Below are 14,357 nucleotides of genomic sequence, written 5' to 3' on the forward strand. Positions count from 1 at the left end.
AGTCACTATTGGTAAGCATTTAAGCAAAAAACCACCAAAACCCAAAAATCATCCACTAGCATTTGCCTATCATTCACTATCAAACGAAGTCATTCCACCATAAACACCAAGAATCATAAGTGTTGACAGAGACATCCTTTTTAGTTTTACATCGTGAAAGTGTCAGAGCCTCAAATCAAACAAAAGGCACACACCACAAAAAACGAAGCAAAAACAAAAAAATAAAAAGTCTCAAATTATGAAAAAATTAACAACAACATTTGGACTATTGGCATTAATGTTAATAGTTACGTCATTTACAACTCCTGAAATTGGAGGAACACAAGGTACTCCAAGAGGAGGAGGAGGTAAAGATCTAGGAACTCCTACTACCATTTATGAAATTGGAGGTACACAAGGTACCCCAAGAGGAGGAAAAAATGTAGGAACTCCTAGTAATGTTTATGAAATTGGAGGAACTCAAGGTGCCCCAAGAGGAGATAAAGGAGTGGGTACAGGCAACTAGAATAAAATATTCTTAAATATATTACATTAAACTATCTATAATTTATAGGTAGTTTTTTTTTTAAAAGAATAATAGTACTTTTGAAATCAAATATTTTTTTGTTGAGAAAAATTACTATTATAATTGCAATCCTGTTTCTGGCTTGTTCAAAAAACAAGAAGATGAACGATGTTAGTAAGACATCAGATAGTATAGATTTTTATTTTGCTAATGTAGAAAATCCTAAAATAGTACCTAAAGAAAAAGATGTAATTTTATTAAAGGCTGAAGCTGTTCTTAAAAATCAACCAAATACTTTACAAAATAGATCATCTCTATATAAGTTAGCTGAAAAAAGTTATGAATTAGGAAAATCTGATATTGCTTTTTCAGTATCGCAAACACTTCTTAATAGAGCGACAGAAAAAAAAGACACAATTAATATAGCAAATAGTAGTTACTTGTTAGGAAACTATTATTTAGATATATATAAAAATGACAGTTCGTTTTACTATTTTGTTAAGGCTGAAAAATTATATAAAAAAATAAAAAGCTTAGAGAAAATTGATGAAATTTATTTAAATAAAGCATTCATTTATATTTACGAAAGCGACTATGCAAATTGTGAATCATCAGCTTCAAAAGTGCTTCTCAGTATCAATCCTAATGATGCGGGTAGTCAGAGAATGAAATATGACTCTTATAATTTAATTGCGGTAAGCTCAAATGAGTTAAAAAATTATACAAGAGCAATTGAGTATCATCAGAAAGCACTCTTGGTAGCTCAAAATTTTTTGGCAAATAATAAATCCAATTTAGTGGCAAACTCTCAAAATAATATAGGAGTAGTTTATCAGAATATAAACAATCACACTAAAGCAATACAGTATTTTAAGAGTGCATTGTCACAAAAGGATTTAAGTCAATCCCCAAGTTTGTTCGCAATGTTAGTTGATAATCTAGCATATTCACAATTCAAAATTGGCGATAATAAAGATTTGCCGGAATTATTTTACACTTCCTTAAAGATAAGGGAAGAAAATAATCTTAGTTCAGGAGTTATTGCTAACAAGATACATCTCTCAGAGTATTATTCGGAAAATAATGACACAATAAATTCAAAAAAATTCGCGTTTGAAGCCTTAAACTTGGCAAAATCTACAAAAATAAGTGGTGATATTTTAGTTTCATTGAATCAGTTATCAATTGTTGATAAAGCTAAATCTTCAACTTATTCAAAAGAATATATAAGAATTAATGATAGCCTTCAAGTAGAAGAGAGAAATTCTAAAGATAAGTTTGCTCGAATTCAATTCGAAACCGACGAAATCATCCAAGAAAAAGACGTCCTCGAAAACAGAAACAGAACTCTTCTCTATGTCTTTGTAGTAACCTTTATTTTAGTCGCGTTGTTATTTGTTGTTAGAGCGCAACGTGCAAGAACACGGGAGTTACTATTTAAGCAGACACAGCAAAAAGCCAACGAAGAGATCTTCAATCTGATGATGTCGCAACAATCTATTATTGATGAAAGCCGGAATAAAGAAAAGAAACGTCTTGCTCAAGATTTGCACGACGGTATTCTAGGAAGAATGTTTGGATTGCGACTCAATTTAGACAGCTTAAATTCCAGTACAGATTCTGATGCGGTTCAAAAACGACATGAGTTACTAAATGAATTAAAAACCATCGAACAAGATATTCGTGAAATTTCTCATGACCTTAATAGAGAGAAAATGGTTTTAATTAATAACTTTGTTTCCATCGTTCATAATTTATTGGAAGAGCAAAAGACTTCTCATGAAGCGAATGTGGTTTATCATATTGACACCAAAATTGATTGGGATAAAATAGGAAATGCTATCAAAATTAACTTATATCGTATCTTGCAAGAAGGTTTACAAAACATCAATAAGTACGCCAATGCTAAGAATATTAAGGTTGACATCAGCGGAAATGTGGAAAATGTGTATTTAAAAATTAAAGACGACGGAATAGGTTTTGATGTCAACAAAAAAAGCAAAGGAATCGGAATGCAAAACATGATTTCAAGAACACATGATTGTCAAGGAATAATCGATATCAATTCTAAAAAAGGCCAAGGAACCAAAATAATTATTACAGTCCCACTAGAGACGAAACAACAAATAGTAGAAAACGCATGACAAATCCCATCAATATACTCATTGTCGACGATCATCCTTTCATAATTCAGGCCTACAGAAATGCATTAGACAAATACAGTCAACAAGGTTATGAATTTGTAGTAACTCAGGCCAGTAATTGTAAAACAGGTTATGAAAGTATAACTGACGCCAAAGTTCCCTTCAATGTAGCGTTTTTTGATATCAGTATGCCCGAATATGCCGAAAAAGGGATTTATTCAGGAGAAGATTTAGCTGCGTTAATGAAAACCGAAATGCCTGATTGCAAAATCATACTGTTGACAATGCACACCGAATTGTTGAAGATCAATAACATCATTAAAAACATCAATCCAAGCGGACTGATTATCAAAAATGATTTAACCTTTGATGAATTGATTTTTGCGTTTGATAAAATCATTAACAGTGAAAGTTATTATAGCCAAACTGTCATCAAATTAGTGGGTCAGGCTCAGTATAATAACATCGAATTAGATGCCTTTGACAAACAAATTCTATTTCACTTATCCAAGGGTGTTAAAACAAAAGATTTGCCACAATATATTCCGCTATCGCTCAGTGCCATTGAAAAACGAAAACTTAACATCAGAGAAATTTTGGAAGTAAAAGGCAGTACCGACGTCGATTTAATTAACGAAGCCAAAACAAAAGGTGTCATTTAACGATTTTACGGGAAACCGTAACAGTCATTCAAAATACTAGACCTAAATTTGCTATAGATTTTAGGGTTTTTAGATAAATTATTGCAGTATTTATGGATACTACTAGATTTATGTAAATTTAAATTCAGGGGAAAAAGCGATACTTTTAAGTATCGCTTTTTATTTTATTCTGAGAGCGCATCCCAACCTCTAGCTTTCAAAGGGATTTTGGTATTGGCTCTCGTAATAAGATGTATACCTTCGCTTTCTTGAGTTAAATGTCCAATTACCGTAAAATTGGGATTCGCTTTTATTTTATCAAAGTCTTCCAAAGCTATGGTAAATAATAATTCGTAATCTTCACCACCATTAATTGCCACCGTTGTACTGTCAATATTAAATTCCTCACAAACATTGATAAACTGTGGATCAACCGGAATTTTTTCTTCGTATAAATTACAGCCAACGTTACTTTGTTTACAAATATGAATTATTTCAGAGGATAAGCCGTCGGAAATATCAATCATAGAGGTCGGTTTAACTTCCAATTTAGATAATAGTTCCCGGATGTCATGTCTAGCTTCAGGCTTTAATTGACGCTCTATTAAATACGAATAATTGTCCAAATCGGGTTGGTTGTTTGGATTTACCTGGAAAACCTGTTTCTCACGCTCTAAAACCTGCAAACCCATATAAGCCGAACCCAAATCGCCGGAAACCACCAATAAATCGCCATTTTTAGCACCGTTTCTATAGATAATATTTTCGGCATCAGCTTCGCCGATAGCTGTAACAGAAATGATCAATCCTTTTTGGGATGAGGTCGTATCGCCACCAATGACATCAACATTATAAAATTTGGCCGCTAATGCAATTCCATCAAACAGCTCTTCCAAAGCTTCCAATGGAAAACGATTCGATACGGCAATAGAAACTGTAATTTGTGTTGGCTTGGCGTTCATCGCGCAAATATCAGAAACATTCACCACTACGGCTTTGTAACCCAAATGACGTAAAGGCATATAAGACAAATCAAAATGAACGCCTTCAATCAGTAAGTCGGTGGAAACCACTACTTTTTTATCTTTAAAATCTAAAACGGCAGCATCGTCCCCGATACTCTTCAAAGTTGAGGGCTGTTTTACATCGAAGTTTTTTGTCAAATGTTCAATCAAACCAAATTCTCCCAATTGAGATAATGGTGTACGTTGCGGAGATTTATCCTCTAACATAATGCTATTTTTTAGGTTGCAAAGTTACAAAGTTTTTTATCCATACTTTGGAAAGAGTTTCAACGATTATTCGCAACTTTATAGGAATAAATTTTCATCATGAAATTACATCAGATTGCAACGGTAACTATAAATCCATCATTGGACAAAAGCACTCATTTTAAAGAATTGGTAGCCGAACAGAAAATGCGTTGCGAAAAACCTCGTTACGATGCGGGTGGCGGAGGTATAAACGTTTCAAAAGCTATTGCGGAATTAGGAGGAAACGCTCTTTGCCTATTTACCTCAGGAGGATCATCCGGAGAAATGTTAGAAGAATTGCTGCAAAAAAAGAATATGCAAACTAAAGTGATTCGAACTAAAAGTTGGACAAGAGAAAATTTTATTGCTTTTGAAAACAAAACCAAAGCGCAATATCGATTTGGTTTTCCTGGAAACGAATTATCTGAAGCCGAACAAAAATCCATAATAGAAACTATAAAAGAAATTAAAACCAATTTTTTAGTTCTTAGCGGAAGTTTGAATGAAGGTTTACCAACGAATTTCTATCAAATCATTGCCGAAAAAGCAAAAGATTCAGGAATAAAAGTTATTGTAGACACATCGGGTGATTCTCTCAAGAAAGTCATTGAAACAGGAGTATACCTTATAAAACCAAATGTCGGTGAATTAGCCAAATTAATGGGCGTGGAATATCTAGAAAAAAAGGATGTAGAAAAAGCCGCCAAAACATTAATTGATAATAAATGTTCGGAAATCGTAGTCGTTTCTCTAGGTGCTGAAGGTGCCTTTTTAGTAACAAATGATCAAACCGAATTTGTAACAGCTCCAAAAATTGAAAAGAAAAGTACCGTTGGTGCCGGAGATAGTATGGTTGGCGGCATGGTTTGGGCTTTATCCCAAAACAAAACACTAAAAGAAGTCATACAATGGGGCGTTGCCTGCGGAACGGCAGCCACAATGAACGAAGGAACACAACTTTTTAAAAAAGAAGATGCGGAAAGATTGTTTCAAGAACTTCAAAAATAAAACCCAACAACTTTCGTCATTGGGTTTCTCTATATTTCTTGTCTCTTGCTTCTTGTTTCTTTTCTCTGAAAATTAATCATTCAACTTCAATACCGCCATAAACGCCTCTTGCGGAATTTCTACATTCCCCACCAAACGCATACGTTTCTTTCCTTTTTTCTGTTTTTCCAATAATTTACGTTTACGGGAAATATCTCCTCCGTAACATTTTGCGGTAACATCTTTACGTAAGGCTTTGATGGTTTCACGAGCAATGATTTTCGCACCAATCGCTGCTTGAATTGGAATATCAAACTGCTGTCTCGGAATCAATTCGCGTAGTTTCTCGCACATTTTTTTACCAATGTGATAGGCATTGCTTTCGTGGATTAAAGCTGAAAGTGCATCAACGGATTGCGCATTCAAAAGAACATCTAACTTCACTAGTTTGGATTCCCGCATTCCAATAGGAGAGTAGTCAAACGACGCATATCCTTTCGAAACGGTTTTTAATCGGTCATAAAAATCGAATACGATTTCAGCTAAAGGCATATCAAAATTTAATTCTACTCTTTCAGTAGTCAAATAAGTTTGATTGGTAATTACGCCACGTTTTTCAATACACAAACTCATTACATTTCCAACATAATCAGCTTTGGTTATAATGGTTGCTTTGATATAAGGTTCTTCGACTCTGTCTAATCTTGAAGGTTCGGGTAAGTCAGAAGGATTGTTAACTACAAAAGGAGTTTCCGGATCTTTTTTGGTATAAGCCATGTACGAAACGTTGGGAACAGTAGTAATTACCGACATATCGAATTCGCGTTCCAAACGTTCCTGAATGATTTCCATGTGTAGCATTCCTAAGAATCCACAACGAAAACCAAAACCTAAAGCCGCAGAACTTTCTGGTAAAAATACTAACGAAGCATCGTTCAGTTGCAGTTTTTCCATTGAGGAGCGCAAATCTTCGTAATCTTCTGTATCTACAGGATAAATTCCGGCAAAAACCATGGGTTTTACATCCTCAAATCCCGTAATCATGTTGGTGGTTGGCGTTTTTGCATCCGTTAAGGTGTCCCCAACTTTCACTTCTTTGGCTTCTTTTATTCCCGATATCAGATAACCAACATCGCCAGTAGAAATTACATCTTTGGGCACTTGGTTTAACTTTAAGGTTCCCACTTCATCGGCAAAATACTCATTGCCCGTTGCCATAAACTTAATTTTTTGGCCTTTTCGGATTTCGCCATTTTTCACACGGAAAATAACTTCAATACCACGAAAGGGATTGTAATGAGAGTCAAATATCAAGGCCTGTAATGGCTCGTCTTTGATGCCTTTTGGAGCTGGTATTTTTTCAATAATGGCAGCTAAAATATTTTCAACCCCAAATCCGGTTTTCCCCGAAGCATGAATAATATCTTCCAGTTTACAGCCTAATAAATCTATAATATCGTCGCTTACTTCTTCCGGATTAGCACTTGGCAAATCCACTTTGTTAAGAACCGGAATAATTTCCAGATCATTTTCTAAAGCCAAATATAAGTTCGATATCGTTTGTGCCTGAATACTTTGCGCCGCATCTACAATCAAAAGTGCCCCTTCACAAGCGGCTATGGATCGCGAAACTTCATACGAAAAATCAACGTGTCCCGGAGTGTCAATAAGATTCAGAATATAATCTTCCCCTTTATACTTATACTCCATTTGAATCGCGTGACTTTTTATCGTAATACCGCGCTCACGCTCCAAGTCCATGTTGTCCAACAACTGTGCTTTTTCTTCACGTGCTGTTACGGTTTGTGTTGCGCCAAGAAGTCGGTCCGCCAACGTACTTTTTCCATGGTCAATATGGGCAATAATGCAAAAATTTCTAATGTGTTTCATGTAAAATGAATATTGTTTTTATCGGAAACAGGCAATATCTCGCATGTCCTCTTCGTAAATCTGTCCGTTTTGTTGGGCGTTACCCTCATCTCGTTGGTTCAACGAGACAGGGTCAGGCTTTCCGCAGTACACGGTACTTGCTCTAATCCTTAACGCATTTAATCGGCAAATATAGGGCAAAGTTTTGATTTAAAATAAAAGCAAACAAAGCAAATAAATACAAAGCTATTTCTGCTTCTTTATTTTGGGAGTGACCTCAGGCTGAACAATTACAGCCTCGTTTGGTTTAGCGGTTTGCGGAAGAATGGTAACTTCTCTTTCTTTTTCGTGTTGTTCCACATAAACGGCATAATCGGCGGGTTCAATTCGGGCACCAGTATATTCGGCGTAAACCCTTGTAAATTCGGCACCAAAATATAAAATAGCCGCAGTATAATACACCCAAACCAAAATTACTATTAACGATCCGGCAGCACCATATGGAGAACCAGTATTAGTATAATCGATATAAATTCCAATAAGGAATCGGCCCAACATAAACAGACAAGCCGTGAAAAAAGCTCCGGCACGAACGTCCTTCCAAGCAATTTTGGCATCGGGCAATACTTTAAATATTACGCCAAACAATGTCATGATTACGGAAAAGCTAATCAGGAAGTTTGCAATCTGGAAAATAATCAAGGTGACTTCCGGAAAATAATTTTTCAACCATTCACTTAAAGCCAGCATTGCGCCATTGACAACCAATGATACAATCAATAAAAATCCCAATCCTGCAATTAACGAAGATGAAAGGAGTCGGTCTGTAATTAATTTGACCCAGCCTCGTTTCGGTTTAGCCTTCACTCTCCAAATGCTATTAATAGAATCTTGAATTTCACTAAAAACACTTGTGGCGCCAATAAATAAGGTAACCGCTCCAATAATTACGGCAAAAGAGGTTTCTCCGGAAAGTTCCATGTTTTTGATAACATTTTGAATCTGTAAAGCGGCTTCATTGCCAATAAGTCCGTTAATTTTACCAAAAATCTTTCCTTGGATAGCTTCCTTACCAAAAAAAACGCCCGCTAATGAAATCAACAATAATAAAAGAGGCGCTAAAGAGAAAACAGTGTAATACGAAAGAGAAGCACTAAACTTCAGTGCGCGGTCATCGATAAAGCTTTCGAAAGTATCTTTCAATATTCGTAAAGCAGTTTTTATAGTAATTTTAATTTTCATCTTTTGGTCAGCCATAATGCTACAAAGGTCTTTTATTTATGCTGAAGAAAATTATAAAATTTCTTTCTTTTGTTGTAGCATTGAAAGGCAATTGTACTTAACTTAAAAAGTGTAATTTTGCACTATTAAAACTCAAGTTATGCCCAAAATAGGCAACATTTTATTACCTGACTTTCCACTTTTACTTGCGCCTATGGAAGATGTGAGCGATCCGCCTTTCCGTCGTTTGTGCAAGTTGCATGGTGCTGATTTGATGTACTCGGAGTTTATTTCTTCAGAAGGACTGATTCGCGATGCGATAAAAAGCAAAATGAAGTTAGATATTTTCGATTACGAAAGACCGGTCGGTATTCAGATTTTTGGAGGAGACGAAGAAGCCATGGAAATGTCATCAAGGATTGTTGATGCCGTTCGCCCTGATTTGGTAGACATTAATTTTGGATGTCCGGTGAAAAAAGTAGTTTGTAAAGGTGCTGGAGCCGGAGTTTTGAAAGATGTTGATCTGATGGTGCGTTTGACCAAAGCGGTTATTAAGGGAACCAATCTTCCGGTGACGGTAAAAACCCGTTTGGGTTGGGATGAAAATTCGATTAATATTGATGAGGTAGCCGAAAGGCTTCAGGATATTGGAGTGCAAGCTTTGACAGTTCACGCCCGAACGCGAGCCCAAATGTATAAAGGCCATTCGGATTGGTCGCATATTGCCCGAGTGAAAAACAATCCGCGAATTACGATGCCCATTTTCGGAAACGGTGATATCGATTCTCCCGAAAAAGCCTTAGAATACAAAAATAAATACGGCTTAGATGGCATGATGATTGGTCGTGCGGCCATTGGATATCCATGGATTTTTAACGAAATCAAACATTATTTCAAAACAGGAGACCATTTGCCTCAGCCAACCATTGCCGATAGAGTTGAAGCAGCTCGGAATCATTTAACCTGGTCAATGGATTGGAAAGGCGAACGTGTTGGCATTGTTGAAATGCGTCGTCATTATACAAATTATTTCAAAGGAATTTCCAATTTTAAGGAGCACCGTTTAAAACTGGTAACGCTGGAAAGTGCTGAGAGTTTATTCAGAGCTTTAGATGAGATTCAGGAAGTTTACGCTAAGTATCAGTTTGTTTAATCCAACAACTTTTTTGTTACGCGACTACTTGCAATTAGGCTCGAGATAAAGCCAAGCGCAATAATGGTTCCCATTACAATCACTACATTTTGAATCGAGAAAACGACCGGATACGCTAAAGATTCGGTAATCATAATCAGCTGGAATTGCTGTTGTAGCACAACAATAATAATTCCTATAATCAAGCCTATTATTCCGCCAATAACGGTCAACAAGCTTCCTTGTAACAAAAATATTTTCTTCAAATCGCTGACTTCAGCACCTAAGTTATAGAGCGTTTTTAGGTTGCTTTTTTTGTCCAAAACCATCATGATCAGAGCACCAATCAAATTGAAAAGCGCAATGATAATGACTAACGTGAAAATCAGGTACACCGCAATATTTTCGGTATTCAGCATCTTATAAAGTGTAGCATTAAGCTGTGCCCGAGTTTTTATTTCAGCCTTATTCTGGAAAACAGTATTCAGTTTTTCTATAACATCGCTTTCGTTAGCATCGGGTTTTAGTTTTAGTTCTACTGCCGAAATCTGATTCGGTTGGTATTCTAATAATTCCTGCGCCAATCGTAAATCGGAAAAAACATACTTGGAATCCAAATCTTCACTTATCGCATATATTCCTACCGGAATTAGTGCGGTTTTATTGAAAGCTTCCGCTTCGCTCTCGATTACCGCTTTGCCTTTTCGGGGGACATATACTTCAAAAGCATTATTAAAATCGAATAATCCCATGGATAATTTCTGAGTGATTCCATAGCCCACTACAACTTCTGCCGTATTATATCGCAACCATTTTCCATTGTAAATACTTTTGGATACTGCATTGATTTTGGTATAATTGGTATCAACACCTTTTAAATAGGTGACTTGCTCTTTTCCGTCAAAAAAGAAAAGTACGCGTTCTTCGACAATTTTACTGTAGGACGCAACACCTGCTATCGCAGCAATTTGTTTTTCTTGGGCTGAATTAATGAAGAGACTTTTTCCCTTGAGTGGATTTACTTTTAAATCGGGATCAATGGTATTCGTAAACGACAGACTAAAAACTCTAAGGCCGCTAAAAACCGAAAGCACTACAAACAGCGCAAGCGTTCCCACGATGATTCCCATAGAGGCAATGCCAGTAATGATGTTGATAGCATTGTTTTTGCTTTTGCTAAAGACGTATCGTTTGGCTATGTATAGCGGGAAATTCAACGTTGAAAATTAAAATTTCTTGCGTTTGTCTAAAAGATCGCGGTTTTCAATAGGATTCTCTTTCCCGGAAAGGGCATTGTCAATCTTTTCGATATAATCTAAAGAATCATCAATATAAAAAGAAAGATTAGGCACTTTACGCAATTGTAGTTTTACACGTTGCGACAAATCATGCTTAATTAAAGGAGCATTGGTTTTTACAGCTTCTAATAATTCGGCTGCTCTGTTCTGCGGGAAAACGCTTAAATAGACTTTAGCAATAGATAAATCAGTAGTTACACTTACTTTAGAAACGGATATTACTAAATTTGAAATCCCGTTTTTTCGTACCTCGCCCTGCAAAATATCTACTAAATCCTTTTGCAATACGCTGCCAATTTTTTTCTGTCTGTTCGTTTCCATGCCGCAAAAATACAATTTTTAAGTGGCAAAGTTACAAAGTTTATGCAAGCATCTTTGCTACAAAGGGCTAGGATGTAATTAGCAAAGTTTTTTTAGAAGCTGTTTCCCGCTGTCCGTTATATCTTTTCCCTGCGAAACCGCAGGAAAAAGGATGCCACTTCCATCGGGGCTAATTTTTGAAATGCTTATCTTTGATTTTTTAACGAACTCACATAATGAATTAGCAACTTTAGCCATGAGAAAAATAGAACACATCGGAATAGCCGTTAATGACCTAGCAGTTTCCAATCAACTTTTTGAAAAATTATTTGGGCAACCACCATACAAACAAGAAGAAGTAGCCAGCGAAGGTGTAAAAACTTCTTTTTTTATGAACGGTCCTAATAAAATAGAATTACTAGAAGCCACCAACACTGATAGTCCTATAGCTAAATTCCTAGAAAAAAAAGGAGAAGGTATTCATCATATCGCTTTTGATGTGGAAAACATTGTAGCAGAAATAGAAAGGTTACAAAAAGAAGGATTCGTTGTGCTCAATGAAACACCTAAAAAAGGGGCTGATAATAAATTAGTTTCTTTTTTACATCCTAAAGGAACTAACGGAGTTTTGATTGAACTTTGTCAAGAAATACCATAAAAACACTTGCATCGAACAAAAATTAATAGTAATATTGCAACCGCTAATACAGCAGGTCCTATAGCTCAGTTGGTTAGAGCACCTGACTCATAATCAGGTGGTCCTTGGTTCGAGCCCAAGTGGGACCACATTATTTTAAGACCTCAAATCGAGGTCTTTTTTGTGTAATTTAAAACCAAAAAATCAAATACAACGTTAATTAGTGTAAGTTGTCGATTTTTTAAGCAGAAGATTGAATACCATTTGCGGAACATTAATTTTCTATTAACTTTACCGATTAAACAATAATTTATTTTGGTAAATAAATTTTTTTTATACTTTTACGCACTATGAAAATTGTCCCGAATAGAATTGTAATGTTTTTGGTTGTGTTTTTGCTGCAGCAAACAAGTGTTTTTGCTGACACACCGCCACCGCCGCCATCACCTCCTGGGCCTTTGCCACCGGGACTGCCTTTGGACGGAGGTTTGTTTCTATTGGTTGCAATTTCAATTTCTTACGGTATCTATAAATTGAATAAAATAAAAAAAGCTTCAAATTAACTTTGAAGCTTTTTTATTTCCTTTTTTGTAGTTTATTGTTTCAAAGCATGCAATCGGGCGACATATTTTCCTACAACGTCAAACTCTAGATTTATTTTTGTACCAATTTCAAAAGTTTTAAAATTAGTATTGTCGTATGTGTAAGGTATTATGGCTACCTTAAATTCGTTTTCTTTCGAATCTACTACTGTTAAACTGACACCATTAACTGTAATAGAACCCTTTTCGATAGTGATGTTGTTAAAGCTACTGTCATACTCGAATGCATAATACCAACTTCCGTTTACCTCTTTAATCGATTTGCAAACGCCTATTTGGTCAACATGTCCCTGAACAATATGTCCGTCAAGTCGATCTCCCAATTTCATCGCACGCTCTAAATTGATAAGGTCTCCGATCTTCCAATCGCTTAAATTTGTTTTAAGGATAGTTTCTTTGATGGCGGTAACAGTGAAAGTGTCATCATCAATAGCAATTACAGTAAGACAAACGCCATTATGTGCCACGCTTTGATCGATTTTTAGCTCGTTAGTTATTGTGGATGAAACGGTAATATGAAGATTATCATTTTCTCTTTTCAAATCTTTGATAATTCCAAGGGTTTCGATTATTCCTGTAAACATTGTGGTTTTATTTTACTAAATTTGCACTTCAAAATTAGCAATAAATAACTTGTTCTTCTTATGAAAAAAGCAGAAAATATCATCGTTGGAATTTCTATCGGTGATTTGAACGGAATCGGAAGTGAAGTCATACTTAAGACTTTCGATGATTCAAGAATGTTAGAACTTTGTACTCCAGTTATTTTTGCCAATGTAAAGGTGTTGTCTTTCATAAAGAAGACACTAGGTCTAGAGACACAGCTTCATGGAATTGACCAAATCAATCAAATTGTGATTGGTAAAATTAACGTGCTTAACATTTGGAAAGAAAGCGTTGATTTAAATTTTGGCACTAATGATGAAAATATTGGAAAATATGCCATAAAATCGTTTACTGAAGCTACAAAAGCATTAAAGGAAAATCAGATAGATGTTTTAGTTACAGCGCCAATTAATAAATATAACATTCAGTCGGAAGAATTTAAATTTCCTGGACATACAGATTATCTAGACAAAGAGTTAGAAGGGAATGCGCTAATGCTTATGGTTCAGGATACTTTGAGAGTTGGCTTGCTTACAGATCATATTCCAGTAAATGAAGTAGCAAAACATTTAACGGAAAAACTCATAATTCAGAAAATAGAAACCATTAAACATTCTCTTATTCAAGATTTTGGTATTAACAAGCCAAAAATAGCTATGCTGGCTTTGAATCCGCATGCGGGAGATAATGGAGTTATTGGTAAAGAGGACGATGAAATACTGAAGCCCGTAGTAAAAAAATTATTTGAAAAAGGAACACTTGTTTTTGGCCCTTTTGCTGCAGATGGTTTTTTTGGAAGTAGTCAATATGAAAAATACGATGCTGTTATCGCTACCTATCACGATCAGGGCTTAATCCCTTTTAAAACGTTGTCTTTTGGTAATGGCGTAAATTATACTGCAGGTTTACATAAAATCAGAACTTCACCAGATCATGGGACAGCTTTTGAAATCGCTGGTAAAGGAGTTGCTGATTACAATTCCTTTAAAGAAGCTGTTTATATGGCTATCGATATCTATAATTCTAGAAATCAGTACCAAGAAATCAGTAAAAACCCACTGAAAACCAAGGAAAAACAGTTATAAACAAAAAAATGTTTATAAGGCTTTTGGAATTGCAATAATTTTATATCTTTGCACTCCCGATTTAGGGCTCAAATTGT

At 35.6% G+C, this 14,357-nt stretch carries 14 protein-coding genes and 1 tRNA gene; 9 read left to right on the top strand and 6 right to left on the bottom strand.

All coding sequences use genetic code 11. The features are described from left to right. Positions 1 to 238 precede the first annotated feature (238 nt). From ACULEU_RS00790 to ACULEU_RS00800, 3 genes are all read left to right on the top strand, one after another. Complete coding sequence (locus ACULEU_RS00790) at positions 239 to 505, top strand: hypothetical protein (protein ID WP_445453561.1); 267 nt, start codon at positions 239 to 241, stop codon at positions 503 to 505. Positions 506 to 666: 161 nt separating this feature from the next. Beyond that, positions 667 to 2,649, top strand: a complete 1,983-nt coding sequence (locus ACULEU_RS00795; RefSeq protein ID WP_445453562.1) for a tetratricopeptide repeat-containing sensor histidine kinase — start codon at positions 667 to 669, stop codon at positions 2,647 to 2,649. Beyond that, the gene (locus ACULEU_RS00800; protein ID WP_445453563.1) at positions 2,646 to 3,311 is read left to right on the top strand and encodes a response regulator; all 666 of its coding nucleotides are present in this window, start codon (positions 2,646 to 2,648) and stop codon (positions 3,309 to 3,311) included. Before ACULEU_RS00795 ends, ACULEU_RS00800 begins: the two co-directional genes overlap by 4 nt. 164 nt (positions 3,312 to 3,475) lie before the next feature. On the opposite strand, the gene thiL is transcribed toward ACULEU_RS00800, so the two are convergent. Next, entirely contained in the window at positions 3,476 to 4,522 is a 1,047-nt protein-coding gene (thiL, locus tag ACULEU_RS00805) for a thiamine-phosphate kinase (protein ID WP_445453564.1), read from the bottom strand. A 99-nt stretch (positions 4,523 to 4,621) separates the two neighbouring features. Between thiL and ACULEU_RS00810 the strand changes: the two genes are divergently transcribed. Then, positions 4,622 to 5,551 (top strand): 1-phosphofructokinase family hexose kinase, encoded by a 930-nt coding sequence (locus ACULEU_RS00810; protein WP_445453565.1) that lies wholly within the window; start codon positions 4,622 to 4,624, stop codon positions 5,549 to 5,551. A 72-nt stretch (positions 5,552 to 5,623) separates the two neighbouring features. Here the strand turns inward: ACULEU_RS00810 and lepA are convergent, their stop codons facing one another. Both lepA and ACULEU_RS00820 read right to left on the bottom strand, forming a co-directional pair. Beyond that, entirely contained in the window at positions 5,624 to 7,420 is a 1,797-nt protein-coding gene (lepA, locus tag ACULEU_RS00815) for a translation elongation factor 4 (protein ID WP_445453566.1), read from the bottom strand. Positions 7,421 to 7,645: 225 nt separating this feature from the next. Further along, the gene (locus ACULEU_RS00820) at positions 7,646 to 8,641 is read right to left on the bottom strand and encodes a YihY/virulence factor BrkB family protein (protein ID WP_445453567.1); all 996 of its coding nucleotides are present in this window, start codon (positions 8,639 to 8,641) and stop codon (positions 7,646 to 7,648) included. Positions 8,642 to 8,780: 139 nt separating this feature from the next. On the opposite strand from ACULEU_RS00820, the gene dusB reads away from it, so the two are divergent. After that, complete coding sequence (gene dusB, locus ACULEU_RS00825; protein ID WP_445453568.1) at positions 8,781 to 9,773, top strand: tRNA dihydrouridine synthase DusB; 993 nt, start codon at positions 8,781 to 8,783, stop codon at positions 9,771 to 9,773. Here the strand turns inward: dusB and ACULEU_RS00830 are convergent. Beyond that, on the bottom strand, positions 9,770 to 10,969 hold the full coding sequence (locus ACULEU_RS00830) for an ABC transporter permease (protein ID WP_445453569.1): 1,200 nt from the start codon (positions 10,967 to 10,969) through the stop codon (positions 9,770 to 9,772). The genes dusB and ACULEU_RS00830 overlap by 4 nt on opposite strands. 9 nt (positions 10,970 to 10,978) lie before the next feature. Then, entirely contained in the window at positions 10,979 to 11,371 is a 393-nt protein-coding gene (gene rbfA / locus ACULEU_RS00835; protein WP_445453570.1) for a 30S ribosome-binding factor RbfA, read from the bottom strand. 235 nt (positions 11,372 to 11,606) lie between these two features. On the opposite strand from rbfA, the gene mce reads away from it, so the two are divergent. The 3 genes from mce (at position 11,607) to ACULEU_RS00850 (ending at position 12,550) form a co-directional block, all read left to right on the top strand. Continuing rightward, positions 11,607 to 12,008 (top strand): methylmalonyl-CoA epimerase, encoded by a 402-nt coding sequence (gene mce, locus ACULEU_RS00840; RefSeq protein ID WP_445453571.1) that lies wholly within the window; start codon positions 11,607 to 11,609, stop codon positions 12,006 to 12,008. A gap of 54 nt (positions 12,009 to 12,062) precedes the next feature. Then, positions 12,063 to 12,136: transfer RNA gene (locus ACULEU_RS00845), tRNA-Ile, on the top strand. 228 nt (positions 12,137 to 12,364) lie between these two features. Next, positions 12,365 to 12,550: a PID-CTERM protein-sorting domain-containing protein gene (locus ACULEU_RS00850; protein WP_445454870.1), complete on the top strand. Its 186-nt coding sequence runs from the start codon at positions 12,365 to 12,367 to the stop codon at positions 12,548 to 12,550. A 32-nt stretch (positions 12,551 to 12,582) separates the two neighbouring features. Here ACULEU_RS00850 and ACULEU_RS00855 read toward each other — a convergent pair whose 3' ends face one another. Continuing rightward, a complete protein-coding gene (locus ACULEU_RS00855; protein WP_445453572.1) occupies positions 12,583 to 13,173 on the bottom strand; it encodes a riboflavin synthase in 591 nt (196 codons plus the stop codon). A 60-nt stretch (positions 13,174 to 13,233) separates the two neighbouring features. On the opposite strand from ACULEU_RS00855, the gene pdxA reads away from it, so the two are divergent. Next, positions 13,234 to 14,280 carry a 4-hydroxythreonine-4-phosphate dehydrogenase PdxA gene (gene pdxA / locus ACULEU_RS00860; protein ID WP_445453573.1) on the top strand — a complete coding sequence of 349 codons (1,047 nt, stop codon included), beginning with the start codon at positions 13,234 to 13,236 and terminating at the stop codon, positions 14,278 to 14,280. Positions 14,281 to 14,357 lie beyond the last annotated feature (77 nt).

It is taken from the genome of Flavobacterium sp. 25HG05S-40 (genome assembly GCF_052654735.1).

Bases quoted from the DNA above. Each gene is read 5' to 3' on its own strand.
- ACULEU_RS00790 (WP_445453561.1), top strand. From the start codon at position 239: ATGAAAAAATTAACAACAACATTTGGACTATTGGCATTAATGTTAATA.
- ACULEU_RS00795 (WP_445453562.1), top strand. From the start codon at position 667: ATGAACGATGTTAGTAAGACATCAGATAGTATAGATTTTTATTTTGCT.
- ACULEU_RS00800 (WP_445453563.1), top strand. From the start codon at position 2,646: ATGACAAATCCCATCAATATACTCATTGTCGACGATCATCCTTTCATA.
- thiL (WP_445453564.1), bottom strand. From the start codon at position 4,522: ATGTTAGAGGATAAATCTCCGCAACGTACACCATTATCTCAATTGGGA.
- ACULEU_RS00810 (WP_445453565.1), top strand. From the start codon at position 4,622: ATGAAATTACATCAGATTGCAACGGTAACTATAAATCCATCATTGGAC.
- lepA (WP_445453566.1), bottom strand. From the start codon at position 7,420: ATGAAACACATTAGAAATTTTTGCATTATTGCCCATATTGACCATGGA.
- ACULEU_RS00820 (WP_445453567.1), bottom strand. From the start codon at position 8,641: ATGAAAATTAAAATTACTATAAAAACTGCTTTACGAATATTGAAAGAT.
- dusB (WP_445453568.1), top strand. From the start codon at position 8,781: ATGCCCAAAATAGGCAACATTTTATTACCTGACTTTCCACTTTTACTT.
- rbfA (WP_445453570.1), bottom strand. From the start codon at position 11,371: ATGGAAACGAACAGACAGAAAAAAATTGGCAGCGTATTGCAAAAGGAT.
- mce (WP_445453571.1), top strand. From the start codon at position 11,607: ATGAGAAAAATAGAACACATCGGAATAGCCGTTAATGACCTAGCAGTT.
- ACULEU_RS00850 (WP_445454870.1), top strand. From the start codon at position 12,365: ATGTTTTTGGTTGTGTTTTTGCTGCAGCAAACAAGTGTTTTTGCTGAC.
- ACULEU_RS00855 (WP_445453572.1), bottom strand. From the start codon at position 13,173: ATGTTTACAGGAATAATCGAAACCCTTGGAATTATCAAAGATTTGAAA.
- pdxA (WP_445453573.1), top strand. From the start codon at position 13,234: ATGAAAAAAGCAGAAAATATCATCGTTGGAATTTCTATCGGTGATTTG.